The following is a 21,990-nucleotide window of genomic DNA, read 5'->3' on the forward strand; positions in this document are numbered from 1 at the left end:
CGCAAGACTTTGCCGTTGGGCTAAAGTGCCGCACATGCGCGCTCGACTGTCCGACATCGCCCAACAGGCTGAAGTCAGCGAGGCCACGGTGTCGCGGGTGCTCAACGACCGCCCCGGCGTGGCCCCCGAGACCCGGCAGGCCGTCCTCACCGCCCTCGATGTGCTCGGCTACGAACGACCGGCCCGGCTGCGCAAGCGCAGCGCCGGGCTGGTCGGCCTGGTGGTGCCCGAGCTGGACAACCCGATCTTCCCGGCGTTCGCCCAGATCATCGAGTCCGCGCTCGCTCCGACCGGCTACACCCCGGTGCTCTGCACGCAGACCCCGGGCGGTGTCCGCGAGGACGAGTACGTGGAGATGCTGCTGGACCGGCAGGTCTCCGGCATCGTCTTCGTCTCCGGCCTGCACGCCGACACCGCCGCGGACCACGACCGCTACCGAACGCTGCTGGCCCGGCCGCTGCCGATCGTCATGATCAACGGGTACGCCCCGGGCATCCCCGCGCCGTTCGTCTCCTGCGACGACCGCGAGTCCGCCGAACTCGCCGTCGCTCACCTGGTCGCGCTCGGACACCGCCGGATCGGCCTGATCACCGGCCCGGACCGGTTCGTGCCGGTGCAGCGCAAGGTCGCCGGCTACAAGGCGGCGATGGGGCGCCTCACCGACATCGCCGAGGACGAGCTGACCGAGCTGACCGAGCTGTCCCTGTTCGGCGTCGAGGGTGGCGAGGCGGCCGCCGGCCGGCTCATCGAGCGTGGCGTGACCGGACTCGTCTGCGGCTCGGACCTGATGGCGCTCGGCGCGATCCGGGCGGCCCGCCAGCGCGGCCTGTCGGTGCCCGGTGACATCTCAGTGGTCGGGTACGACGACTCGCCGCTCATGGCCTTCACCGACCCGCCGCTGACCACCGTGCGCCAGCCGGTCGCCGCCATGGCGGTGGCGGCCGTGCGGGCCCTGGTCGACGAGATCAACGGCCACCCCTCCCCGAACTCCGAGTACCTGTTCCGGCCCGAGCTGGTGGTGCGCGGCTCCACCGCGGTGACCCGCCCCGCCGACCCCCCGAAGCGCCAGCGCCCCGCCACCCCTTCCTCCTCCCTCCCCATCCCCGCCTGACCAGCACCCTCCCCCCTCCCCTCCCTCCTTATCCCCGTTGATCAAGGAGTTTGCGGCGGAGTCGATCTCCCACCCGGACACAAACCCCTTGATCACCGCGCCCTCGGATGGGCGCGGAGGTGGGGGGCGTCTCGGGATGCGGGAGCGGGTCGTGGCGCGGCAGCGGGTGATAGCCGTCATTTCTTGCGCAAGGAATGCTTGACTCTTGCAGGCCTATGGCGGCATTCTGCTCAGACAGCCTGCGCCGCCACAGAACGGGAATCGACAGCGATGACCTCCGCCACCACCCCCACGCCACGGACCGCCGACGACGACTGGTGGCGGTCCGCGGTCGTCTACCAGGTGTACGTCCGCAGCTTCGCCGACGCGAACTCCGACGGCGTCGGCGACCTCCAGGGCATCCGTCAGCGCCTGCCCTACCTGCGTGACCTCGGCGTGGACGCGCTCTGGCTGACGCCGTTCTACACCTCTCCCCAGGTCGACGCCGGCTACGACGTGGCCGACTACCGCAACGTCGACCCGCTGTTCGGCAACCTGACCGACTTCGACGAGATGATCACCGACGCGCACGCGCTCGGCCTGCGGATCATCGTCGACATGGTGCCCAACCACACCTCCAGCGCGCACCCGTGGTTCGCCGCGGCGCTCGCCGCCGGCCCCGGCTCGCCGGAGCGCGAGCGCTACCTGTTCGCCGACGGCAAGGGCGAGCAGGGCGAGCTGCCCCCGAACGACTGGGAGAGCATCTTCGGCGGCCCGGCCTGGACGCGCGTGGTCGACGGCCAGTGGTACCTGCACCTGTTCGACCCGGCGCAGCCCGACCTGAACTGGCGTCACCCCGAGGTACGGGCCGAGTTCGAGGACATCCTGCGCTTCTGGCTGGACCGGGGCGTGGACGGCTTCCGCATCGACGTGGCCCACGGGATGATCAAGGCCGAAGGGCTGCCGGACGTCGGCTTCAACTCGATGACCACCGGCCAGCGCCAGTCCGAACTGCTGGGCAAGGGCCGGCTGCCGTACTTCGACCAGGACGAAGTGCACGACATCTACCGCGCCTGGCGCCCGATCCTGGACAGCTACCCGGGTGGCCGGATGGCGGTGGCCGAGGCGTGGGCCGAGACCCCGCAGCGGCTGGCCCGGTACATCGGCCCGGACGAGCTGCACCAGGCGTTCAGCTTCGACTTCCTCGACGCCACCTGGTCGGCCGACTCGTTCCGCAAGGTGATCGACACCGCGCTGGCCGAGTCGACGATCGTCGGCGCGCCCACCACCTGGGTGCTGTCCAACCACGACCGGCAGCGTCACGTCACCCGGTACGGCGACGGCGAGATCGGCCTGCGCCGCGCCCGCGCCGCCGCGCTGCTGATGTTCGCGCTACCCGGCTGCGCGTACGTCTACCAGGGCGAGGAACTGGGCCTGCCGGAGGTGCTGGACCTCCCCGACGAGTTGCGCCAGGACCCGGCGTTCCGGCGCACCGGGGAGAGCCGCGACGGTTGCCGGGTGCCGATCCCGTGGAGCGGCGAGCTGGCCCCGTACGGATTCGGGCCCGACGGCAGCGAGCTGAGCTGGCTGCCCGCGCCGGCGACCTGGCGATCCCTGTCGGTGGCCGCGCAGACCGGGCTCTCCGGCTCGACGCTGGAGCTGTACCGGACCGCGCTGCGGATCCGGCACGAGCACCCGGCGCTCGCCGAGGTCGGCGGCATCACCTGGCTGGAGACCGAGCCCGGCGTACTGGCGTTCCGCCGCGCCGCCGGGGACGCCGAGCTGACCTGTGTGGTCAACATCAGCGGCGCCGACGTGACGGTGAGCGGCCACGGCCGCCCGGTCGTCGCGAGCGCCGACCTCACCGAGCGGGGCGACGGACACGTCCTGCCGGTGGACGCAGCTGCGTGGTTCGAACGGCGCTGAGCCGGGTAACCCGCCAACGACCTGGCCGTCCGTTGTGCCCCGCGCCGACGGGCGGCTGGGCTGCCGACCCCTTGTGGTGGGGGGTGAGGTGGTCCCGGCCCCTCGGGAGTCCGCTCCCGAGGGGCCGGTGTCCATCCCGGCAGCCCGGGGTACCACCGGGGGATGACCGCACGCGTGGCGCAGTACACCCTCGACGTCAGCGACCTGGACCTGATGGCCCGGTTCTGGTCCGCCGCCCTCGGCTACACCGTCGCGCAGGGCGACGACGGCAACGCGAAGCTCTACCCGCCGCCCGGCCGGCCCGGCCCGACCGTCTGGTTGCAGGGCAGCGGCACCCCGAAGCGCGGCAAGAACCGGCTCCACCTGGACCTGGTCGCCGACGAGGGGCAGACGGCGGAGGTCGAGCGGCTGATCGGGCTCGGCGCCCGGCTCGCGGACGTCGGGCAGACCGGCGCGGAGGGCTTCGTGGTGCTCGCCGACCCGGAGGACAACGAGTTCTGCGTGCTCGACGGGCCGCCGCGCTGAGCGTTCTCAGCCGCCCTTGGCGGTGAGCAGCGCGGCGATCCGGGCGAACCCAGCCCGGATCTCCTCCCGGTCTGGCGGGTTCGGCGGCTCGGGCTCCGGCTCGCGTTCGGCGGCCCGTTCCAGCTCCTCGTCGATGACGTCCTCGAAGTCGCCGTACAGGTCCGCCTGGTCGATCTCGGCCGCCTCGTCCTCGGCGGCGATCTGCGCGGCGGCGATCTCGCCCCGGATCTCCTCCGGCGTGAGCGCCGGCAGCAGCGGCTCCACCACCGCCATCAGCTGCTCGTCGGCCACCACCGCCTCGGCCAGCGCCAGCGCGTGCGCCCGCTCGTACGGGCCGCAGACCACCGGCTCCCACTCGTCGTCGGCGCCGAGCGGGGCGAACGTGATGATCCACGGCAGGCCGAGCATCGGCGAGTCGTCCGGCAGGTCGAGTGTCACGAGTGCGCCCACCGGCCCATCATCGTCGGCCGGGACTCGCCCGGGGACCGCATCGACCCGACTCCCCCCCGCTCAGGGGACCGCGCTCAGCCACGCGTACCGGCCTCCAGCGCCGCACGGACCAGGGCGACCGCCCGCTCCGGCGGGACGCCCAGGCGGCGCGCCTCGGCGGCGTACCCGGCGGCGGCCTGTTGCAGCCGGTCGGTGGCGTCGTCCCGGCCGGGCGCGACCACCGTGCCGTGCCGGCCGCGCGTCTGGACCAGCCCGGCGGCCTCCAGCTCCCGGTAGGCCCGCGCCACCGTGTTCACCGCCAGCCCCAGGTCCGCCGCGAGCTGCCGCACCGCGGGCAGCCGGGTGCCCACCGGCAGCCGCCCGTCGCCGATCCGCGCCGCGAACTGCGCGCGCACCTGCTCGTACGGCGGCACCGCCGACGCGGCGTCGATCCGGATCCGCGCGCTCATCCCGCCCCTCCCGGCGTCCCCGGTTCGGTCTCCTCGTCGAGCACGTCCGCCTCCACGTCCACCTCCCGTGCCCCGCCCTCGGCCATGTCCACCACCCGGCCGTACGGGCTGGTGGCGGCGAGCGCCGCGCCGAAGAGCACCAACTGGTTGAGCAGGTAGAGGTAGAGCAGCAGGCCCACGGCGGTGGCGACCACCGTGTACGCCGGGTTCCGCTCGGTGCGTACCACGTAGTAGCGCCCGACGGTGTTGAGCAGGGTGATCCCGACGGCGATGGTCAGGATCGCCGGGCGCAGCCGGCGCCGGCTCATCCGCAGCCGGGGCACTGCGAGCAGCAGCGCGGCGGCGAGCACGGCGTTGACGAGCACGCTCAGCACCGCGCTGACCGTGGTCAGGCCCACCGAGCCGGTGCTGCGCAGCAGGAAGCGCAGCAGCGACTCCAGCGCGTCGACGGCGGCGACCGAGACGAACAGCAGCACGAAGACCGCGACCAGCACGCCCAGGTCGACCAGGCGCCGCATCACCAGGTTGCCGGGCTGCTGGTTGAAGCCGTACATCAGCCGCTGCGAGGAGCGGATCGCCTCCACCCAGCCGATGCCGGTGAACACCAGGATGACCAGGCCGACCACGCCGACGGTGCTGCTGCTCTCGGCGATCTGCGCCGGGTCGAGGAAGGGCAGGTTCTCCTCCAGGAAGTGCGCCGCGCCGCGGCTGACCTCCTCGTTGTCGCGCAGCACCGCGCCGAAGATCCAGTACGCGACGAGCGCGAGCGCGAACACGGCGAAGAAGCCGTAGTAGGCGATCGCTGCGGCGAGCCGCCCGGCGAGCAGGTCGGCGTAGAGCGTCCCGGCCCGCCACACGTGGTCGAAGGCCGACGAGCGGCCCCGGGCCGCGTCGATGCGGCGCCCCACCGCCGCCTCGATCCGGCCGAAGACGTTCACCCCGTCATCCTCGCCGATCTCCGCCCGTGGCGGAGGAGCCCCGGCCGGTCGAATGTTCAGCTCGCCCCGCCGAGCCGGAAGTCGCGCCGGGGCTGCCACCGCGTCGCCCCGCTGTGCGAGAACAGCGTGAACGCCTCCACCTGGAACAACGCGGAGAAGTCGGCCAGATCCTCGTACGCCTTGTCGAGCACCTCGGTCGGCACGTCCTGCGCCACAGTGACGTGCGGGTGGTAGGGGAAACGCAGCTCGCGCCGCAGCTCGGGCGCCGAGTTGATGGCGGCGGCGAGCAGTTCGCACTCGCTGATCCCGGCCGCCACCGCCACGAACACCACCTGGGTGACCGGGCGGAACGTGCCGGTGCCGCGCAGGTGCAGGGTGAACGGCAGGTGCGCGGCGGCGACCCGGGCCAGGTGCCCCTCGACGGCGGGCAGCGCGCGTACCGGAATCTCGGTGGGCCCGAGCAGGGTGACGTGCGCGGGAACGGCCGCCGGGTCGCCGGCCTCGACCCGGCGGCGGGTGAGCATCCCGCCCCACGGCTCGGGGACGTCGACAGCGATCCCGATCTGGATCGTGTCCGCGCCGCCCGGCGCCGCGTCATTGCCCGCCACGTCGCGCGCCATCCCTCCGGCCACCACCCGTCCCGCCCGGGCCGTTACTCGAACCGCACCGGCGGGAAGAAACCGACCCGCTCGTACGCGTCGCGCAGCGTCGCGGCGGCCACCACCCGGGCCTTCTCCGCGCCCCGCGCGAGCAGCTTGTCCAGCTGGGCCGGGTCGTTCAGGTAGCCGTTCGTGCGTTCCTGGATCGGGGTGACGAACTCTCGCACCACCTCGGCCAGGTCCTTCTTGAGGTCGCCGTAGCCCTTGCCGTCGTACGCGGCCACCAGGTCGTCGATGCCCCGCCCGGACAGCGCCGAGTAGATGGTGAGCAGGTTGCTGATGCCCGGCTTGCCCTCGGCGTCGAAGACGATCTCGCGGCCGGTGTCGGTGACCGCCGAGCGGATCTTCTTGGCCGAGCGGGCCGGGTCCTCCAGCAGGTCGATGATGCCGGCCGGGGAGGACGACGACTTCGACATCTTGGCCGTCGGGTCCTGCAGGTCGGTGATCTTCGCGGTGTCCTTCACGATGTGCGGCGCGGGCACCGTGAAGGTGCGGCCGAACAGCGAGTTGAACCGCTGGGCCAGGTCGCGGGAGAGCTCCAGGTGCTGGCGCTGGTCCTCGCCGACCGGCACCGCGTTCGCCTGGTAGAGCAGGATGTCGGCGGCCTGCAGGATCGGGTACGTGAACAGGCCGACGCTGGCCCGCTCGCTGCCCTGCTTCTGCGACTTGTCCTTGAACTGGGTCATCCGGCCGGCCTCGCCGAACCCGGTGATGCAGCCGAGCACCCAGGCCAGCTGCGGGTGCTCGGGCACCTGCGACTGGACGAACAGCGTGCTGCGCTCCGGGTCGAGGCCCAGCGCGAACAGCTGCGCGGCGGCCACCCGGCTGCGGTGCTTGAGCACCTTCGGGTCGTGCCCGGCGGTGATCGCGTGCAGGTCGACCACGCAGTAGTAGGCGTCGTGACTGTCCTGCAACGCCACCCAGTGCCGCAGCGCGCCCAGGTAGTTGCCGAGGTGGAACGAGTCGGCCGTCGGCTGGATGCCGGAGAAGACGCGCGGGCGGGCGGGTACGTCGGACATGGCGGCAATTCTGTCAGCAAGCCCCGGCGTCCGTCATGACGGGCCGGTGGATCGGGCGGGTACGGGCGGAAGCGGACCGTTCACCTCACGCCGGGGCTCGGGCAGCCGCGCGGCGGAGACCGCCAGGCGGGACACCCGCCGCCCGTCGAGCGTCAGTACCCGCAGCAGCCAGCCGGCCGGATCGACCGGGACCGATCCGCCTTCCGGGTCGACCGCCACCGGCACCTCGTCCCCGGCCACCGGCAGCCGGCCCAGCGCGGCCATCACGAACCCGCCCACCGTCTCGTACGGCCCGGCGGGCAGCGCCACGCCGGTCCGTTCGGTGAAGTCGGTCAGGTTGAGCCGGCCGTCCACGACAGCGGGCAGGCCGGCGGCCTCCGGTTCGAGCGGGCCGTGCTCCTCGTCCCGGATCTCGCCGACCAGTTCCTCGACCAGGTCCTCGCAGGTGACGATGCCGGCGGTGCCGCCGTACTCGTCGATCACCACGGCCAGGTGGTGGCCCTCCCGGCGCATCTCGGTCAGCGCCGCGAGCACGCGCTTGCTGTCCGGCAGACGCTTCACCTCGCGGGTCAGGTCGCCGACCACCAGCGGCCGGTCGGGTTCCGGGCGCAGCAGCACGTCCCGCAGGTGCACCATGCCGACCACGTCGTCGTGCGTGCCGTCGACCACCGGGTAGCGGGTGTGCGGGTCGTCCCGGACCAGCCGCTGGGCCCGCGCCAGCGGCAGGGCGGCGCTGAGGAAGACCACCTCCGTGCGGGGCACCATCACCTCGCGTACGAGCCGGGCACCGGCCACCAGCACCTCGTCGATGATCCGGCGCTCGTCGGCGTCGAGCAGCGTGTTCGCAGCGACCAGATCCCGCAGCTCGGCCTCGCTGATCCGCTCCCGTCCGGCGACCGGGCTGGCGCCGAGCAGGTCGGTCACCAGGCGGGTGGCGCCGTCGGCCGCCCGCACCACGAGGCGGGCCACGGTACGGGCCAGCGGGCCGGGTTCGCGTCGGAGCCGCCCCGACGGACGCCGCCGGGGCCCGGGACCACCACCCTCCCGCATGAGAAGGATGGTAGACAGCGGCCACGGTGCGCTCGGGCCGATGTTCGGATCTGTTCAATCATGAAGGATTATGATGGAATGGAGGCGGACTCAACTCGACAGCCGCGACACCGCCCCCGGCCTTAGGGTGATCGCGGGACGGCCGCCGCGCGACGCGGCCCAGGCAGGAGGACGACCGACGTGAAACTGCTCGTCACCGGCGGCGCCGGCTACATCGGCAGCGTGGTGACCCGGATGCTGCTCGACCACGGCCACCAGGTGACCGTGCTGGACGACCTGCGCACCGGTCACCGGGAAGCCCTCGCCCCCGAGGCGACCCACGTCGACCTGCCCGTGCACGAGGCCGCCCGGGTGCTCACCCCCGACGCCGGGTTCGACGGCGTGCTGCACTTCGCCGCCCTGATCGCCGCCGGCGAGTCGATGATCCGCCCCGAGCTGTACTGGCACACCAACACCGTCGGCTCGATCGCGCTCATCGACGCGGTCCGCGCCGCCCGGGTGCCCCGGATGGTCTTCTCCTCCACCGCCGCCGTCTACGGCAACCCCACCGAACTGCCCATCCCGGAAACCGCCGTCAAGGCCCCCACCAGCACCTACGGCGCGACCAAGCTGGCCGTGGACATGGCGCTCACCTCCGAGGCGATCGCGCACGACCTGGCCGCTGTCTCGCTGCGCTACTTCAACGTCGCCGGGGCGTACCTGCGCGACGGGCTGGCCATCGGCGAACGGCACGACCCGGAGACGCACCTCATCCCGATCGCGCTCGACGTGGCCGCCGGGCGGCGGGAGAAGCTCCAGCTCTTCGGCGACGACTACCCCACAGTCGACGGCACCTGCGTACGCGACTACATCCACGTCGAGGACCTGGCCCGCGCCCACCTGCTCGCGCTCGACGCGGCCACCCCGGGCCGGCACCGCATCTACAACCTGGGCAACGGCAACGGCTTCACCAACCGGCAGGTGGTCGACGTGGTCCGCGAGGTCACCGGCCACCCGGTGCCGGTCGAGGTGGCCCCCCGCCGCGAGGGCGACCCGGCCGAGCTGGTCGCGTCTTCCGCGCTGGCCCGCGACGAGCTGGGCTGGACGCCGGCCAAGCCGACCCTGCACGACATGGTCGGCGACGCGTGGGCGTTCTACCGGGCACACGTCGCGGGGCAGCCCTCATGACCGTCGCCGACCGCGCCACGGCCGGCTTCCGGCAGCGGTACGGCACCGAGCCGGCCGGCCGCTGGGCGGCTCCCGGCCGGGTCAACCTGATCGGCGAGCACACCGACTACAACGACGGCTTCGTGCTGCCCTTCGCGCTGCCGCTGCGTACCGTGGTCGCCGCCGCGCCCGCCCCCGACGGACGCTGGACGGTCTGGTCGGAGCTGGACGACGAGCCGGTGGAGTTCGGCGCCGCGGAGGCCGACGAGCCCGGCGGCGTCGACGGCTGGGCCGCCTACGTGGCCGGGGTGGTGTGGGCGCTGCGCGCCGCCGGCCACGACGTGCCGGGCGCGCGGCTCGCCGTCGCCTCCGACGTGCCGGTCGGCTCCGGGCTCTCCTCGTCGGCCGCCATCGAGTCGGCGGTGCTGGCCGCGCTGGTCGACCTCGGCGGCCTGGACCTGCCCGCGCAGGCGTGGCCACGGCTGGCCCAGCGGGCCGAGAACGACTACGTCGGCGCGCCCACCGGGATCATGGACCAGTCCGCGGTGATCCGTGGCCGGGCCGGGCACGCCCTGTTCCTCGACTGCCGGACCGAGGAGGTCGAGCAGATCCCGTTCGACCTGGACGCCGCCGGGCTGGCCGTGCTGGTGATCGACAGCCGGGCGCCGCACCGGCACGCGGACGGCGAGTACGCGGCCCGGCGCAAGAGCTGCGAGCGGGCCGCCGCGACGCTCGGAGTGACCGCGTTGCGCGACGTCGACGTGGCCGACCTCGACGCCGCGCTGGCCCGCCTCGACGACGACGAGACCCGCCGCCGGGTCCGGCACGTGGTCACCGAGAACCAGCGGGTGCTCGACACCGTCGCGCTGCTGCGCGCCGGGCGGGTCCGCGACACCGGGCCGCTGCTGACCGCCTCGCATGCCTCCATGCGCGACGACTTCGAGATCACCGTGCCGGAGATCGACACCGCCGTCGAGGCGGCGCTGGCCGCCGGGGCGTACGGCGCCCGGATGACCGGCGGTGGCTTCGGCGGCTGCGTGCTCGCCCTGGTCGACGCGGACGCCGCCGACGCGGTGGCCGCCGCCGTCACCGAGGCGTACGCCGAGCGCGGCTTCACAGCCCCCGGCACGCTCACCGTCCGCCCCGCCGGAGGCGCCACCCGCCTCGGGTGAGGTGTAAGGAAGGGCCCCCTATTAACGCCTGCGGTAGAGGAAGGGCCCCTTATTAACAGTGAGCTGTTAACAAGGGGCCCTTCCTTACAACGCAGGGGTCAGCCGGCCTCGACGATCATGCCGGCGCCGACCGTACGGTTCGTGGCCTCGTCGATGATCACAAAGCCGCCGGTGGTGCGGTTACGCCGGTACTCGTCGGCGAGCAGCGGCACCGTGGTCCGCAGCCGGACCCGGCCGATCTCGTTGAGCTTCAACTCCCCCACCGTCTCGTCCCGGTGCAGCGAGTTGATGTCCAGCCGGTAGTGCAGGCCGCGCACGATCGCCCGCGCCGAGCGGGTGGTGTGCTTGATCGCGTACCTGCCGCCGACCTGCAACGGGCGGGTCTCGTCCATCCAGCAGACCATCGCCTCGATGTCCTGCACGGCCATCGGGGCGTTGTTCGGCCGGCAGATCATGTCGCCGCGGGAGATGTCCAGTTCGTCGGTCAGCCGGACCGTCACCGACATCGGCGGGAACGCCTCGTCCACCGGGCCGTCCGCGGTCTCCACCGCGGCGATACGGCTGGTGAAGCCGGACGGCAGCACCATCACCTCGTCGCCCGGCTTGAGCACACCGGAGGCCACCTGCCCGGCGTAACCCCGGTAGTCGGTGACGGTGGTGGACTGCGGCCGGATCACGTACTGCACCGGGAACCGCACGTCGACCAGGTTGCGGTCCGAGGCGATGTGCACCCGCTCCAGGTGGTGCAGCAGCGACGGCCCCTCGTACCACGGCATGTTCTCCGAGCGGGTGACGATGTTGTCGCCCTTGAGCGCGGAGACCGGCACCACGGTCAGGTCCGGCACGTCGAGCTTCGCCGCGAACGCGGTGAACTCGTCGGCGATCCGCTCGTAGACCTCCTGCGACCAGTCCACCAGGTCCATCTTGTTCACACAGAGAACCAGGTGCGGCACCCGCAGCAGCGAGCAGAGGAACGCGTGCCGGCGGGACTGCTCCACCAGACCCTTGCGCGCGTCCACCAGGATCAGCGCCAGGTCGGCGGTCGAAGCGCCGGTGACCATGTTCCGGGTGTACTGGATGTGCCCCGGGGTGTCGGCGATGATGAACTTGCGCCGCGGCGTGGCGAAGTAGCGGTACGCCACGTCGATGGTGATGCCCTGCTCCCGCTCGGCGCGCAGGCCGTCGGTGAGCAGCGCCAGGTTCGTGTACTCGTCGCCACGCGCCGCGCTGACCGCCTCGACGGCGGCGAGCTGGTCGGTGAACAGCGACTTGGTGTCGTAGAGCAGACGGCCGATGAGCGTCGACTTGCCGTCGTCGACGCTGCCCGCGGTGGCGAACCGCAGCAGGTCCATCGGCCGCGCGGTCTCGCTCTCGGCCGGCGCCATGGTCTCGACGCTCATCAGAAGTAGCCCTCTCGCTTGCGGTCCTCCATGGCGGCCTCGCTGACCCGGTCGTCGCCGCGGGTCGCGCCGCGCTCGGTGATCCGCGTCGCGGCCACCTCCTCGATCACCTTCTCCACCGTGTCGGCGTCCGAGCGGACCGCCGCGGTGCAGGAGGCGTCACCCACGGTCCGGTACCGCACCTGGGCCTTGAACGCCTGCTCACCGGCGCGGGCCCGGAAGAACTCGTTCACCGCGTAGAGCATGCCGTCGCGCTCGATCACCTCGCGCTCGTGCGCGTAGTAGATCGACGGCAGCGGAATCCGCTCCCGCTCGATGTAGTGCCACACGTCCAGCTCGGTCCAGTTCGACAGCGGGAACACCCGGATCGACTCGCCCGGGTGGTGCCGGCCGTTGTAGAGCGCCCACAGCTCCGGACGCTGGTTCTTCGGGTCCCACTGGCCGAACTCGTCGCGGAAGCTGAACACCCGCTCCTTGGCCCGCGCCTTCTCCTCGTCGCGCCGGGCGCCGCCGAACAGCGCGTCGAAGCGGTGCTTCTCCACCGCCTCCAGCAGCACCGGCGTCTGGATGCGGTTGCGCATGCCGTCGGCGGACTCGCGGACCAGGCCCTTGTTCAGCGCCTCCGGCACGCTCGCCACGATCAGCTGCAGGCCCAGCTCGGCCACCCGCTGATCGCGGTAGTCGAGCACCTCGGGGAAGTTGTGCCCGGTGTCCACGTGCATCACCGGGAAGGGGATGTTGGCCGGCGCGAACGCCTTCTGGGCCAACCGGAGCATCACGATCGAGTCCTTGCCGCCGGAGAAGAGCAGCACCGGGCGCTCCATCTCGGCGACCACCTCGCGCATCACGAAGATGCTCTCCGCCTCGAGGGCGTCGAGGTGCGACACCTGGTACGCGGCGGGGGACGTCATGACACGAACTCGATTCGCTCGGATCCGCACATCGGGATTCCAGACCTTTCAGGTCGGAGTCGTGAAGAAGAACGCTCAGGTTACCCGGAATGCCGCTGCAACGCTGCAAGCAACCGACTCGCGAGATCCTTGCGGCAGACCAGCAGATCCGGTAGGCGCGGGTCGGCCTCGTTGTATTTCAGCGCAGAACCGTCGATCCGGGAAGCATGCAGACCGGTGGCCGTCGCCACAGCGACCGGAGCGGCCGAATCCCACTCGTACTGACCGCCCGCGTGGATGTACGCGTCGACCTCACCGGTGACCACGGCGGCGATCTTCGCGCCCGCCGAGCCCATCGGGACCAGATGAGCGCCGACGTCCTCTGCCAGATCGGTCAGGAAAACCGGCGGACGGCTACGACTGGCCGCCAACCGGATGACCCGCCGGCCGGCGCCCACAGCCGCCTCCACAGTCATCGGCGGGTAGGCCGGCGGATGATCCGTGCCGAGCACCCGGTGCTGGGCCGGCAGACCCACCGCGCCCGCCACCAGGCCGTGCGGCGTCGACGCGTTACGCGACCAGAGCGCCACGTGCACCGCCCAGTCCGCGCGCCCCTCCTCCGCGTACTCCCGGGTGCCGTCCAGCGGATCGATGATCCAGACTCGATCGGCGGTCAGGCGGGACAACGCCTCGCTCGTCACCTCCGCCGTCCAGGCCAGCCGGGCGCCCTCGTCCTCCTCCGACAGCACCGCGTCCGCCGGCCGCCACCTCGCCAGCTCGGTGCGGATCAGGTCGTGCGAGACCTTGTCCCCGGCCGACCGGAGCGCGCCCGCGTCGGCGAAGCCCAGCTCCGTCCGCAACGCCGTCAGCGCCTGGCCGGCCCGCGACGCCAGCCACCGGGCGAAGCCGCCGTCGATCACCGGAGGACTGCCCATGATGCTCCCGTCGCCCGCCCTTCCGTCCCCGGCCACTGCTCAGCCCCCGTGGTAGAGGTTCTGCGTCGGCTCCACGCCCTTGACGACCACCGACTCCACCACGTCCGCCGCGCGGTCCACCAGGAACTCCAGCTCCTTGCGCTCCGCCGAGGAGAAATCCGAGAGTACGTAGTCAGCCGGGTCCTGCCGCCCCGGCGGCCGGCCGATGCCGAACCGCACCCGCACGTAGTCCTTCGTACCGAGCGACTTCGACATCGAACGCAGGCCGTTGTGGCCGCCCTCGCCACCGCCGCACTTCACCCGCACCTGCCCGTACGGGATGTCCAGCTCGTCGTGCACGGCGATCACCCGCCCGGGCGGGATCTTGTGGAACTGCGCCAGCCCAGCCACCGGACCGCCGGAGAGGTTCATGTACGTCAACGGCTTGAGCAGCACCAGCTTCGGGCCGCCGAACCCCAGCCGCCCCTCGGCAGCCTCGGCCATCGCGCGCTTGTGCCGCCCGAACTTCGCGCCCACCCGGGCCGCCAGCAGATCGGCCACCATGAACCCGACGTTGTGCCGGTTGTTCGCGTACTCCCGGCCGGGGTTGCCCAGGCCGACCACCAGCCACGGCCCCGCCTCGTCCGTCACCCGACGCCCCTTCCCGCTCGCTCGCCCGACCAGCAGTCCCGATACGCCGACAGGCGCCCCCGGGAACCGGGGACGCCTGTCGCACAGCCTTGCGGACCGGTCAGGCCTCGGTCTTCGCCTCGGCCGGGGCCTCCTCGCCCTCGGCGGCCGGAGCACCCTCGGCGCCCTCGGCGGTCTCCTCGCCGACCTCGGCCTCGGCCTCCTCGGTGGCCTCCTCGACCTCGGGGAGGGTGGCCTCGAGCTGCTCGGCGGTCGGAGCGGCGGTCACCGAGGCGACAGCGGTGCTGTCGTCGGTGGCCAGCTCGACGCCGGCCGGCAGCTCGACGTCGGCGGCGGTGATCGTGGTGCCCGGCTCGGCGCCCTCGATCGACGCCTCCAGGTGGTCCGGCACCTTGGTCGCGTCGGCGGTCACCGACAGCGTGTCGTGGTCGTGCACGATCAGGGTGTCCTTCGCGGCCTCACCGGTCAGCTGGACCGGAACCTCGACGGTGACCTTCTCGCCCCGGCGGACCAGCAGCAGGTCCACGTGCTCGAAGGTGTCCTTGATCGGGTCACGCTGGATCGCCTTCGGCAGCGCCAGCACCTGGGTGCCGTCGCTGACCTCGATGGCGAAGAGCTGGTTCGCGCCACCCTTACGGATCGCGGCGGCGAACTCCCGCGCCGGAAGCGCGATGTGCTTGGGCTTCTCGCCGTGGCCGTACAGCACGGCGGGCACCTTGCCGGCCCGGCGGGTACGACGGGCACCACCCTTGCCGAACTCGGTACGGGGCTCGGCGCTGATCTTTACCTCGGACACGGGGAAACTCCTGATGCTTCGCTGCGGCGGCTTGTCGTCTGGCGGTGCTGGGGCGAGGGGCTCGCTGGGGCTAGGGTCATGAACGACCGCCCGGAGCACCGCGTCGATGACGGCGCCTCCGTGCGGTGCTTGTCAGCAGCCCGCCGGGCACCCTCGCCGTGGCAACCGCACCAGTCTACCCGAGGGAATTCCCGGCTCTCCGGCAGTCCCCCATATCACCGCCCCGCCGGTTCCGCAGGGCATCGGCCCGGTCGCCGGAGCACCGGCGACCGGACCGCAACGATCAGCTCAGGCCACCGAAGAGGGTGGTCACCGAACCGTCGTCGAAGACCTCACGGATCGCCCGGGCCAGCAGCGGGGCGATCGACAGCACGGTCAGCTTGTCCAGCTGCTTCTCCGACGGCAGCGGCAGCGTGTTCGTCACCACGACCTCACTGATCGGGCTGTTCTTCAGCCGCTCGGTCGCCGGGTCGGACAGCAGCGCGTGGGTCGAGGCGACCACGATCTCCGCCGCGCCCTGCTCCTTGAGAATGTCCGCCGCCTTGGTGATCGTGCCGCCGGTGTCGATCATGTCGTCCACGATCAGGCACACCCGGCCCTCGACCTCACCGACGACCCGGTTCGCCACGACCTGGTTCGGCTTCAGCGGGTCACGGGTCTTGTGGATGAACGCCAGCGGGCAGCCGCCCAGCCGGTCGGTCCACCGCTCCGCCACACGTACCCGGCCCGAGTCCGGCGCCACCACTGTCATCGGCCGGCCCGCGTACTTGTGCTCCACGTACTCGGCCAGCACGTCCATGGCGAACAGGTGGTCCACCGGGCCGTCGAAGAAGCCCTGGATCTGGGCGGTGTGCAGGTCGACGGTCAGGATGCGGTTCGCGCCCGCCGTCTTGAGCAGGTCGGCGATCAGCCGCGCCGAGATCGGCTCCCGGCCGCGGTGCTTCTTGTCCTGCCGCGCGTACGGGTAGAACGGCAGCACCACGGTGATCCGCTTGGCCGAACCACGCTTCAGCGCGTCGACCATGATCAGGGTCTCCATGACCCAGGTGTTCACGCCGTGCGTCACGGACTGCACCACGAAGGCGTCCGAACCACGAACCGAGTCCTTGTACCGGACGAAGATCTCGCCGTTGGCGAAGTCGTACGCGTCGGCCGGCGTCGGCGCGACGCCGAGCACCTCACCGATCTCCTTGGCCAGCTCCGGAAAACCCCTCCCGGAGAAGAGCATCAGGCTCTTGCGGTTTTCGGCGACGATGCTGCCCATGGGCCCGTCTGCTCCCGTATGTCGGTGGTGCCCGGCGGCGGTGGGGCCGGGGAGTGTTCGGTTGCAGTATGCCCCCGGTTCAGCGATCCACCCACGGCCCGCCGATCCCCGTGGAGTCAGTCACCTTCCCTTGCGGCGCCGCCCGACTCCGACGCATCCTCACCGGCCCGCCGCGCCGCCTCCGCGGCCTCCGTACCGGCCCGCTTGCGCAGCACCCAGCCCTCCACGTTGCGCTGCTGGCCCCGCGCCACCGCCATCGCGCCCGGCGGCACGTCCCCGGTGATCACCGACCCCGCAGCGGTGTACGCGCCGTCGCCGACCCGAACCGGCGCCACGAACATGTTGTCCGCTCCGGTACGCGCGTGACTGCCGATGGTGGTGTGGTGCTTGCGCACCCCGTCGTAGTTGACGAAGACAGTGGCCGCGCCGATGTTGCTGTGCTCGCCGATCGTCGCGTCCCCCACGTACGACAGGTGCGGCACCTTCGACCCGTCACCGATCGACGCCTTCTTGGTCTCCACGAACGTGCCGACCTTCGCCTTGCGGCCCAGCCGCGACTCCGGCCGCAGGTACGCGTACGGCCCCACGCTGGCCTCCGGCCCCACCTCGGCGCCGAGCGCGTGGGAGCGCACCACGCTCGCGCCCGCGCCCACCACCGTGTCCACGAGCGTGGTGTCCGGGCCGACGAGCGCGCCCGCGCCGACCACCGTGGCGCCCTGCAACTGCGTGTTCTGGTCGATCACCGCGTCCCGCTCGACGGTCACCGTCACGTCGATCCACGTCGTGTGCGGGTCGAGAATGCTCACCCCGGTACGCATCCAGCCCTCGTTCACCCGGTCGCGCAGCAGCCGCCGCAGCGCGGACAGCTCGACCCGGTCGTTGCAGCCGAGCGTCTCCACGTGGTCGGCGGCGCAGTGCACCGCCACCGGCTCACCGGCGTCGCGCAGCAGGGCGAAGACGTCGGTCAGGTACTCCTCGCCCTGGTCGTTGTCGGTGGAGAGCTTGCCCAGCGCCTCGCGCAGCCGGGCCACGTCGAACGCGTAGATGCCCGCGTTGATCTCCCGCAGCGCGCGCTGCTGGGGCGAGGCGTCCCGCTCCTCCACGATCTGCTCCAACTGCCCCTGCACGTCCCGCACGATCCGGCCCAGCCCGGTCGGGTCCGGCACCTCGGCCGCCAGCACGGTCGCCGCCGCGGCGGCGTCCTCGTGCGCCTCGACGAGCGCCTGGACCGTCTCCGGCCGCAGCAGCGGCACATCCCCGTTGATCACCACGACGGTGCCGGTGGCGTCCGGCACCGCGTCCAGCGCGATGCGGACCGCGTGCCCGGTGCCGAGCTGGCGCTCCTGGAGCACCGGCGTCGCGGCCGGGGCCACGTCGGTCAGGTGCGCCCGGACCTGGTCGGCGCCGTGGCCGACCACCACCACGGTGCGGTCCGCACCGAGCGGCCCGGCCGCGGCGAGGACGTGACCGAGCAGGGTACGGCCGAGCAGCGGGTGGAGCACCTTGGGCAGGGACGACTTCATCCGCTTGCCCTCACCGGCGGCGAGCACGACAACGGTGCGGAGGTGGGGCTGGGACACGACGTGGCACTCCCGTCGGGACGGCGACAGTCTCGCGGTCATGCTAACCACCCGACGGAGGGCAAACAGCAGAAGCTCCCGGGAGAGGATTCGAACCCCTATAATCAGGACCAAAACCTGACGTCCTGCCATTAGACGACCCGGGACGGTCGAAAACGGGCAAAAAGGAAGCTGCCCTCCGGCTGCCTACACCTTACCGGTCACGTGGTGGATCTTCATTGCTCATTCCCTTCATGATCCCCTCGATCCTCCAGTAGATCCGGCTTCCGCCGACCACGTGAATGGTCAGGCAGCCGTGATAGCCGGCTCCGACGTTCTTGCGTGTCGTCAGTGGACGATGTCTCTTGATCGTGGTGGGCTGAAAGCGATCAGCACGCACGCCCACCCGCGCGGCCCACCACCGGACCGCCGCCGCGTCGTCAGCCGTCTCGTGGATGCTCACCCGAAATCGTCGATCCTCGGGCGGGACCTCGACGGCATCCAGGAAGCGCAGGAACAGGCCCACGAGCAACGGATCGCTGTTGACGAACTTGATCCTGCAGTCGTGCGGACGCCACGGCTTGGCCTTGCCGCCTTCGCACCAGTAGATGGCCGCCCCGATCAGCAGCAGTTCGCGCAGGCCCAGCCCTCGCACCCACTCGGCGGAAGCCGCGATCGTCTCCGCCCTGGCCGCGTCACGGGCCGCGCGGTGCGCGCCCCACTGCGCATCGGAGCGGGCCCGCTGCGCGGCCTGACGACGACGCCGCACCAACGCCGGGTCGAGCGGCAGGTGCCGGGTCCAGAGATAGGCAGTGGACTTGGAGACGTCGAGCCGCGCGGCGATCTCCCCGACGGGACAACCGGCACGCCGCAGGGCCAGCGCCTGGGCGTGCAGCTCAGGCTTTCGACCACGATAGGAGTTGTGAGTGTTCGATCGATCACCGAGGGTCACTCCCGGAGGCTAGAACTGGCGTACGACAGATTGACCGGTCGGACCGCGCTCGCCTCACCTGGCAGGATGGGCGGGTGACCGACGCTCCCGGCAGTGACCGCACCCGTCGGCGGCCCGCGCCGGCGGCGAAGCCGTCCCGGGTGCGGATGTCCGCGACGCAGCGACGCGAGCAGCTGATCTCGATCGCCCGGCAGATCTTCGCCGAGCGCGGCTTCGACGCGACCTCGATCGAGGAGGTGGCGGCGCGCGCCAAGGTGTCCAAGCCGGTGGTCTACGAGCACTTCGGCGGCAAGGAAGGGCTCTACGCGGTGGTGGTGGACCGGGAGGTCCGGGCCCTGCTGGACCGGATCACCACGGCGCTGACCGCTGGCAATCCGCGCGAACTGCTGGAGCAGGCCGCGTTGACGCTGCTGACCTACATCGAGGAGGAGACCAGCGGGTTCCGGGTGCTGGTCCGGGAGTCGCCGCTGATGTCGGCGACGGGCAACTTCAGCAGCGTGATGAACGACGTCGCGCACCAGGTGGAGCACATCCTCGCGGGCGAGTTCTCCATCCGGGGGTACGACCCGAAGCTGGCGGAGCTCTACTCCCAGGCGCTCGTGGGCATGGTGGCGTTGACCGGGCGCTGGTGGCTGGAGGTGCGCAAGCCGCGCAAGGAGACGGTGGCCGCGCACCTGGTGAACCTGGCCTGGAACGGGTTGTCGCACCTGGAGTCGAAGCCGGGTCCGATCCCCCGGGGTTGAGCTCGATCCTCGGCCCGTGCGGTGCGGCGGCGCTAGGCCCCTGCGGCAGCCGCGATCGCCGAGTCGAAGTCGGGGCCGGCGCCGATCTGGGCGAGCAGCACGTTCGCCGCGTTGTAGCAGTCGAACCTTTCGATCTTTCCGTCACGGAGATGCCAGAGATCAGCCGTCGGCACGTCGATCCGGTTGCCGGTCGGCGGGATCTCGCCGGCCGGGGTGGGAAAACCGCCGAGGTGGGTGCCCTGAATTCGTAGTTCGACGGCGACGACGTCACCGAGAGCATGCACGTCGAGCAGCTCGCGGTGGACGTCGGGAAAGACGCTGGCGAAGCCCGTCAGCGCCTGCGGAATCTGGTCCCCGCGGAAGGTCAGCCCATTGGGCATGTCGTTGAACGTTCCGTCCTCGGTGAACAGGGCGCGAAAGCCGTGTCCGTCGAGGACGTCCCCTTCCGCCAGCCGGTATGCCTCGCGAACGATCTCTTCGTTGCTCTTCATTCTGCCCGTCCTTGATTGTCGTGCCGCCGCGGGAAACAGTTCTTCATCGATGCCGCCGCGATCACGCTAGCAAGTTTTTGACCAGATGGTCAATAACGTAGGCTTCCCTCGTGCCCCGTCCCCGCAAGTTCGTCGAGAGCGATGTCGTCAGCAGCGCCAGTGAGGTGTTCGCCGTGCACGGCCTCGCCGCCTCGACCCTCGACGACCTGGTGCGGGCAACCGGTCTGGGCAAGCAGAGCCTGTACAACGCGTTCGGCGGAAAGCGGGAGCTGTTCCTCCGGGCGCTCTCCGAGGATCGGGAGGAGGCGACGCGCGCGGTCTCGGAAGCGCTCGGGCACGACGGCGCTTCGCCGCTGGAACGAATTCGGGGTCACATGCTCCGCATGGCGATCGAGTTCAGCAGCAGTGATCGGCGGGTCTCGCTCACCACGCGCGCGCTCGTCGAGTCGACAGGCGAGGAGGATCCGCTCTCGACTGTCACGAAAGCCGGCATCGAGCAGCTCGCCGGGATCTACGCCGGATGCCTGGAACACGCGCGGGAGAACGGGGATCTCCCGGAGGACGCGAACGTGCAGTCACTGGCGGTCTACTTCGTGGCGGTCACCCGGGGGATGGAGCTGCTCGGCCGCGCAGGTGTCGGCCGCGGCGTTCTCACCGCTGTCGCACTCGACGCGCTTCGCGCGCTCCACGGTCCACGGACCGACCAGGCCGACCAGGCCGACCAGGCCGACGACGGCCCCTCGACGCGGGAATGAGCCGGGCCGCCCGTAGTGGCGACGACGACAGCCGGCTCAGCGCTCGGCGATCGGGTGGTAGCGGCGCTGCCGCTCCTCCTCGGACTGCTCCGGGGTGCCGACCTTGTCGTAGAGGCCGGTGGCGAGCAGGACCAGCCCGAACAGCAGCGACACGATGACCGTCGACATCGAGAAGTTCAGGAAGTTCGCCGAGGTCTGCAGCACTGACATCATCAGGATGCCGGTGACCAGGAAGACCGCGCCGGCGGTGAGGTTCATGTAGTGGCCGAGGTTGTCGCGGCGGGACGCGCCGACCAGCAGGACCGCGCCGAAGACGACCGAGACCAGCGAGAAGGCCAGGTTGGTACGCAGGCCCAGCGCCCAGTCACTGCCGCGGCCGAACAGTCCTTCGCCCCAGGTCAGGAAGACGCCGTAGACGCCGAAGACCAGGATGTAGAGGCCGATGAGCCCGGACAGCACCCGGTAGAGGGGCCGCGCGGGGTGGTTCACCGGGAAGTGCGCCATGGTGCCCTCCAGTCGTGTGACTGATTCGGGGCAATTGTCGCCTGGGTTGTCCGTTCGCGTCCGGAAAACACCGAAGGCCCGGCGCGCCGCGCCGGGCCTTCGTACGAGAGGGGTCAGAGCACCAGGCGGGCCTTCTGCCACGCCTCGTGCTCCTCGTCGGAGCCGACCTTGCTGTACATGCCGGCCATCAGGAGCACCAGCGCCAGGGTCAGGACCACGACGTCGGTCATGATCGAGAAGTTGAAGATGTTGACGTCGGTCTGCAGGAACGCCAGCGAGCCCAGGCCGATCACCATCAGGGTGTAGGCCAGCCACTGGTTGACCGCCACGTCGAGGTTGCGGCCGATCGCGGTGCCGACCAGGATCACCACGCCGACGAGCACGGACACCAGCGAGAACGCCATGTTGGTGCCCTGGCCGAGGACCTTGGTGTCGTCCTGGGCGAAGAAGTCGCCGCCGGCGCTGGCGATGACGCCGAGGCCGCCGAAGACGACGAAGTACAGACCAACGATCCCGCCGATCGCCCGGTAGATCGGCCGCGCGGGGTGGTTGACGGGGGTGTGGGCCATCTCTGCGTCTCCAAAAGACCGTTCGGACGAGGGTTCCACCGGTGATTGTCCCGTACGCCGGTCAGTGACGCCGCACAC

At 71.3% G+C, this 21,990-nt stretch carries 24 protein-coding genes and 1 tRNA gene; 7 read left to right on the forward strand and 18 right to left on the reverse strand.

Annotated elements, in window-relative coordinates:
• Positions 1-34: 34 nt before the first annotated feature.
• From ACSDG8_RS13505 to ACSDG8_RS13515, 3 genes are all read left to right on the forward strand, one after another.
• Positions 35-1,111 (forward strand): LacI family DNA-binding transcriptional regulator, encoded by a 1,077-nt coding sequence (locus ACSDG8_RS13505; RefSeq protein WP_210897851.1) that lies wholly within the window; start codon positions 35-37, stop codon positions 1,109-1,111.
• Positions 1,112-1,381: 270 nt separating this feature from the next.
• A complete protein-coding gene (locus tag ACSDG8_RS13510) occupies positions 1,382-3,016 on the forward strand; it encodes a glycoside hydrolase family 13 protein (protein WP_210897853.1) in 1,635 nt (544 codons plus the stop codon).
• A gap of 162 nt (positions 3,017-3,178) precedes the next feature.
• A complete protein-coding gene (locus tag ACSDG8_RS13515) occupies positions 3,179-3,541 on the forward strand; it encodes a VOC family protein (RefSeq protein WP_210897855.1) in 363 nt (120 codons plus the stop codon).
• Positions 3,542-3,547: 6 nt separating this feature from the next.
• On the opposite strand, the gene ACSDG8_RS13520 is transcribed toward ACSDG8_RS13515, so the two are convergent.
• From ACSDG8_RS13520 to ACSDG8_RS13545, 6 genes are all read right to left on the reverse strand, one after another.
• Positions 3,548-3,991, reverse strand: coding sequence for a hypothetical protein (locus ACSDG8_RS13520; RefSeq protein WP_210897858.1), 444 nt, complete (start codon positions 3,989-3,991; stop codon positions 3,548-3,550).
• Positions 3,992-4,065: 74 nt separating this feature from the next.
• Positions 4,066-4,440 carry a GntR family transcriptional regulator gene (locus ACSDG8_RS13525; protein WP_210897860.1) on the reverse strand — a complete coding sequence of 125 codons (375 nt, stop codon included), beginning with the start codon at positions 4,438-4,440 and terminating at the stop codon, positions 4,066-4,068.
• Complete coding sequence (locus tag ACSDG8_RS13530; RefSeq protein ID WP_210897862.1) at positions 4,437-5,378, reverse strand: YhjD/YihY/BrkB family envelope integrity protein; 942 nt, start codon at positions 5,376-5,378, stop codon at positions 4,437-4,439. Before ACSDG8_RS13530 ends, ACSDG8_RS13525 begins: the two co-directional genes overlap by 4 nt.
• A gap of 56 nt (positions 5,379-5,434) precedes the next feature.
• The gene (locus ACSDG8_RS13535) at positions 5,435-5,998 is read right to left on the reverse strand and encodes a 2'-5' RNA ligase family protein (RefSeq protein ID WP_210897864.1); all 564 of its coding nucleotides are present in this window, start codon (positions 5,996-5,998) and stop codon (positions 5,435-5,437) included.
• A 32-nt stretch (positions 5,999-6,030) separates the two neighbouring features.
• On the reverse strand, positions 6,031-7,056 hold the full coding sequence (gene trpS / locus ACSDG8_RS13540; protein ID WP_210897866.1) for a tryptophan--tRNA ligase: 1,026 nt from the start codon (positions 7,054-7,056) through the stop codon (positions 6,031-6,033).
• A 33-nt stretch (positions 7,057-7,089) separates the two neighbouring features.
• A complete protein-coding gene (locus ACSDG8_RS13545; protein ID WP_247679290.1) occupies positions 7,090-8,106 on the reverse strand; it encodes a hemolysin family protein in 1,017 nt (338 codons plus the stop codon).
• Positions 8,107-8,286: 180 nt separating this feature from the next.
• Between ACSDG8_RS13545 and galE the strand changes: the two genes are divergently transcribed.
• Both galE and galK read left to right on the forward strand, forming a co-directional pair.
• Positions 8,287-9,273, forward strand: coding sequence for a UDP-glucose 4-epimerase GalE (galE, locus tag ACSDG8_RS13550; protein WP_073825326.1), 987 nt, complete (start codon positions 8,287-8,289; stop codon positions 9,271-9,273).
• On the forward strand, positions 9,270-10,424 hold the full coding sequence (galK, locus tag ACSDG8_RS13555) for a galactokinase (protein ID WP_439427923.1): 1,155 nt from the start codon (positions 9,270-9,272) through the stop codon (positions 10,422-10,424). Before galE ends, galK begins: the two co-directional genes overlap by 4 nt.
• A 98-nt stretch (positions 10,425-10,522) precedes the next feature.
• On the opposite strand, the gene ACSDG8_RS13560 is transcribed toward galK, so the two are convergent.
• The 9 genes from ACSDG8_RS13560 to ACSDG8_RS13600 form a co-directional block, all read right to left on the reverse strand.
• Positions 10,523-11,824 (reverse strand): sulfate adenylyltransferase subunit 1, encoded by a 1,302-nt coding sequence (locus ACSDG8_RS13560; RefSeq protein ID WP_439427924.1) that lies wholly within the window; start codon positions 11,822-11,824, stop codon positions 10,523-10,525.
• Positions 11,824-12,735: a sulfate adenylyltransferase subunit CysD gene (cysD, locus tag ACSDG8_RS13565; protein ID WP_439427925.1), complete on the reverse strand. Its 912-nt coding sequence runs from the start codon at positions 12,733-12,735 to the stop codon at positions 11,824-11,826. The genes ACSDG8_RS13560 and cysD overlap by 1 nt, the downstream gene beginning before the upstream one ends.
• A gap of 80 nt (positions 12,736-12,815) precedes the next feature.
• Complete coding sequence (locus tag ACSDG8_RS13570; RefSeq protein WP_439427926.1) at positions 12,816-13,649, reverse strand: inositol monophosphatase family protein; 834 nt, start codon at positions 13,647-13,649, stop codon at positions 12,816-12,818.
• 39 nt (positions 13,650-13,688) lie between these two features.
• A complete protein-coding gene (pth, locus tag ACSDG8_RS13575; RefSeq protein ID WP_210897876.1) occupies positions 13,689-14,279 on the reverse strand; it encodes an aminoacyl-tRNA hydrolase in 591 nt (196 codons plus the stop codon).
• Positions 14,280-14,379: 100 nt separating this feature from the next.
• A complete protein-coding gene (locus ACSDG8_RS13580) occupies positions 14,380-15,075 on the reverse strand; it encodes a 50S ribosomal protein L25/general stress protein Ctc (protein ID WP_116503866.1) in 696 nt (231 codons plus the stop codon).
• 283 nt (positions 15,076-15,358) lie between these two features.
• Positions 15,359-16,339 (reverse strand): ribose-phosphate diphosphokinase, encoded by a 981-nt coding sequence (locus ACSDG8_RS13585; protein ID WP_030501163.1) that lies wholly within the window; start codon positions 16,337-16,339, stop codon positions 15,359-15,361.
• Between the two features lie 116 nt (positions 16,340-16,455).
• Positions 16,456-17,961, reverse strand: a complete 1,506-nt coding sequence (gene glmU, locus ACSDG8_RS13590) for a bifunctional UDP-N-acetylglucosamine diphosphorylase/glucosamine-1-phosphate N-acetyltransferase GlmU (RefSeq protein ID WP_439427927.1) — start codon at positions 17,959-17,961, stop codon at positions 16,456-16,458.
• Positions 17,962-17,994: 33 nt separating this feature from the next.
• Positions 17,995-18,065: transfer RNA gene (locus ACSDG8_RS13595), tRNA-Gln, on the reverse strand.
• Positions 18,066-18,112: 47 nt separating this feature from the next.
• Entirely contained in the window at positions 18,113-18,850 is a 738-nt protein-coding gene (locus tag ACSDG8_RS13600) for a resolvase (RefSeq protein ID WP_439427928.1), read from the reverse strand.
• Between the two features lie 74 nt (positions 18,851-18,924).
• On the opposite strand from ACSDG8_RS13600, the gene ACSDG8_RS13605 reads away from it, so the two are divergent.
• Positions 18,925-19,593, forward strand: coding sequence for a TetR/AcrR family transcriptional regulator (locus ACSDG8_RS13605; RefSeq protein WP_210897881.1), 669 nt, complete (start codon positions 18,925-18,927; stop codon positions 19,591-19,593).
• 32 nt (positions 19,594-19,625) lie between these two features.
• On the opposite strand, the gene ACSDG8_RS13610 is transcribed toward ACSDG8_RS13605, so the two are convergent.
• Positions 19,626-20,084 (reverse strand): ester cyclase, encoded by a 459-nt coding sequence (locus ACSDG8_RS13610; protein ID WP_210897883.1) that lies wholly within the window; start codon positions 20,082-20,084, stop codon positions 19,626-19,628.
• 110 nt (positions 20,085-20,194) lie between these two features.
• Between ACSDG8_RS13610 and ACSDG8_RS13615 the strand changes: the two genes are divergently transcribed.
• On the forward strand, positions 20,195-20,839 hold the full coding sequence (locus tag ACSDG8_RS13615) for a TetR/AcrR family transcriptional regulator (RefSeq protein ID WP_210897884.1): 645 nt from the start codon (positions 20,195-20,197) through the stop codon (positions 20,837-20,839).
• Between the two features lie 36 nt (positions 20,840-20,875).
• On the opposite strand, the gene ACSDG8_RS13620 is transcribed toward ACSDG8_RS13615, so the two are convergent.
• Both ACSDG8_RS13620 and ACSDG8_RS13625 read right to left on the reverse strand, forming a co-directional pair.
• Positions 20,876-21,343 (reverse strand): DUF4383 domain-containing protein, encoded by a 468-nt coding sequence (locus ACSDG8_RS13620; protein ID WP_210897885.1) that lies wholly within the window; start codon positions 21,341-21,343, stop codon positions 20,876-20,878.
• Between the two features lie 113 nt (positions 21,344-21,456).
• Positions 21,457-21,912, reverse strand: coding sequence for a DUF4383 domain-containing protein (locus tag ACSDG8_RS13625; RefSeq protein ID WP_116503855.1), 456 nt, complete (start codon positions 21,910-21,912; stop codon positions 21,457-21,459).
• Positions 21,913-21,990 lie beyond the last annotated feature (78 nt).

Source organism: Micromonospora sp. LA-10 (assembly GCF_051853095.1).
Lineage (GTDB): Bacteria > Actinomycetota > Actinomycetes > Mycobacteriales > Micromonosporaceae > Micromonospora > Micromonospora echinospora_A.

What these genes read in the sequence shown, in the direction of transcription:
- cysD (WP_439427925.1), bottom strand. Translation starts at nt 12,735, where the DNA reads ATGACGTCCCCCGCCGCGTACCAGGTGTCGCACCTCGACGCCCTCGAG.
- glmU (WP_439427927.1), bottom strand. Translation starts at nt 17,961, where the DNA reads ATGACCGCGAGACTGTCGCCGTCCCGACGGGAGTGCCACGTCGTGTCC.
- ACSDG8_RS13515 (WP_210897855.1), top strand. Translation starts at nt 3,179, where the DNA reads ATGACCGCACGCGTGGCGCAGTACACCCTCGACGTCAGCGACCTGGAC.
- ACSDG8_RS13535 (WP_210897864.1), bottom strand. Translation starts at nt 5,998, where the DNA reads ATGGCGCGCGACGTGGCGGGCAATGACGCGGCGCCGGGCGGCGCGGAC.
- ACSDG8_RS13505 (WP_210897851.1), top strand. Translation starts at nt 35, where the DNA reads ATGCGCGCTCGACTGTCCGACATCGCCCAACAGGCTGAAGTCAGCGAG.
- ACSDG8_RS13620 (WP_210897885.1), bottom strand. Translation starts at nt 21,343, where the DNA reads ATGGCGCACTTCCCGGTGAACCACCCCGCGCGGCCCCTCTACCGGGTG.
- ACSDG8_RS13570 (WP_439427926.1), bottom strand. Translation starts at nt 13,649, where the DNA reads ATGGGCAGTCCTCCGGTGATCGACGGCGGCTTCGCCCGGTGGCTGGCG.
- ACSDG8_RS13610 (WP_210897883.1), bottom strand. Translation starts at nt 20,084, where the DNA reads ATGAAGAGCAACGAAGAGATCGTTCGCGAGGCATACCGGCTGGCGGAA.
- ACSDG8_RS13625 (WP_116503855.1), bottom strand. Translation starts at nt 21,912, where the DNA reads ATGGCCCACACCCCCGTCAACCACCCCGCGCGGCCGATCTACCGGGCG.
- ACSDG8_RS13545 (WP_247679290.1), bottom strand. Translation starts at nt 8,106, where the DNA reads ATGCGGGAGGGTGGTGGTCCCGGGCCCCGGCGGCGTCCGTCGGGGCGG.
- galK (WP_439427923.1), top strand. Translation starts at nt 9,270, where the DNA reads ATGACCGTCGCCGACCGCGCCACGGCCGGCTTCCGGCAGCGGTACGGC.
- ACSDG8_RS13585 (WP_030501163.1), bottom strand. Translation starts at nt 16,339, where the DNA reads ATGGGCAGCATCGTCGCCGAAAACCGCAAGAGCCTGATGCTCTTCTCC.
- ACSDG8_RS13525 (WP_210897860.1), bottom strand. Translation starts at nt 4,440, where the DNA reads ATGAGCGCGCGGATCCGGATCGACGCCGCGTCGGCGGTGCCGCCGTAC.
- ACSDG8_RS13510 (WP_210897853.1), top strand. Translation starts at nt 1,382, where the DNA reads ATGACCTCCGCCACCACCCCCACGCCACGGACCGCCGACGACGACTGG.
- trpS (WP_210897866.1), bottom strand. Translation starts at nt 7,056, where the DNA reads ATGTCCGACGTACCCGCCCGCCCGCGCGTCTTCTCCGGCATCCAGCCG.
- ACSDG8_RS13560 (WP_439427924.1), bottom strand. Translation starts at nt 11,824, where the DNA reads ATGAGCGTCGAGACCATGGCGCCGGCCGAGAGCGAGACCGCGCGGCCG.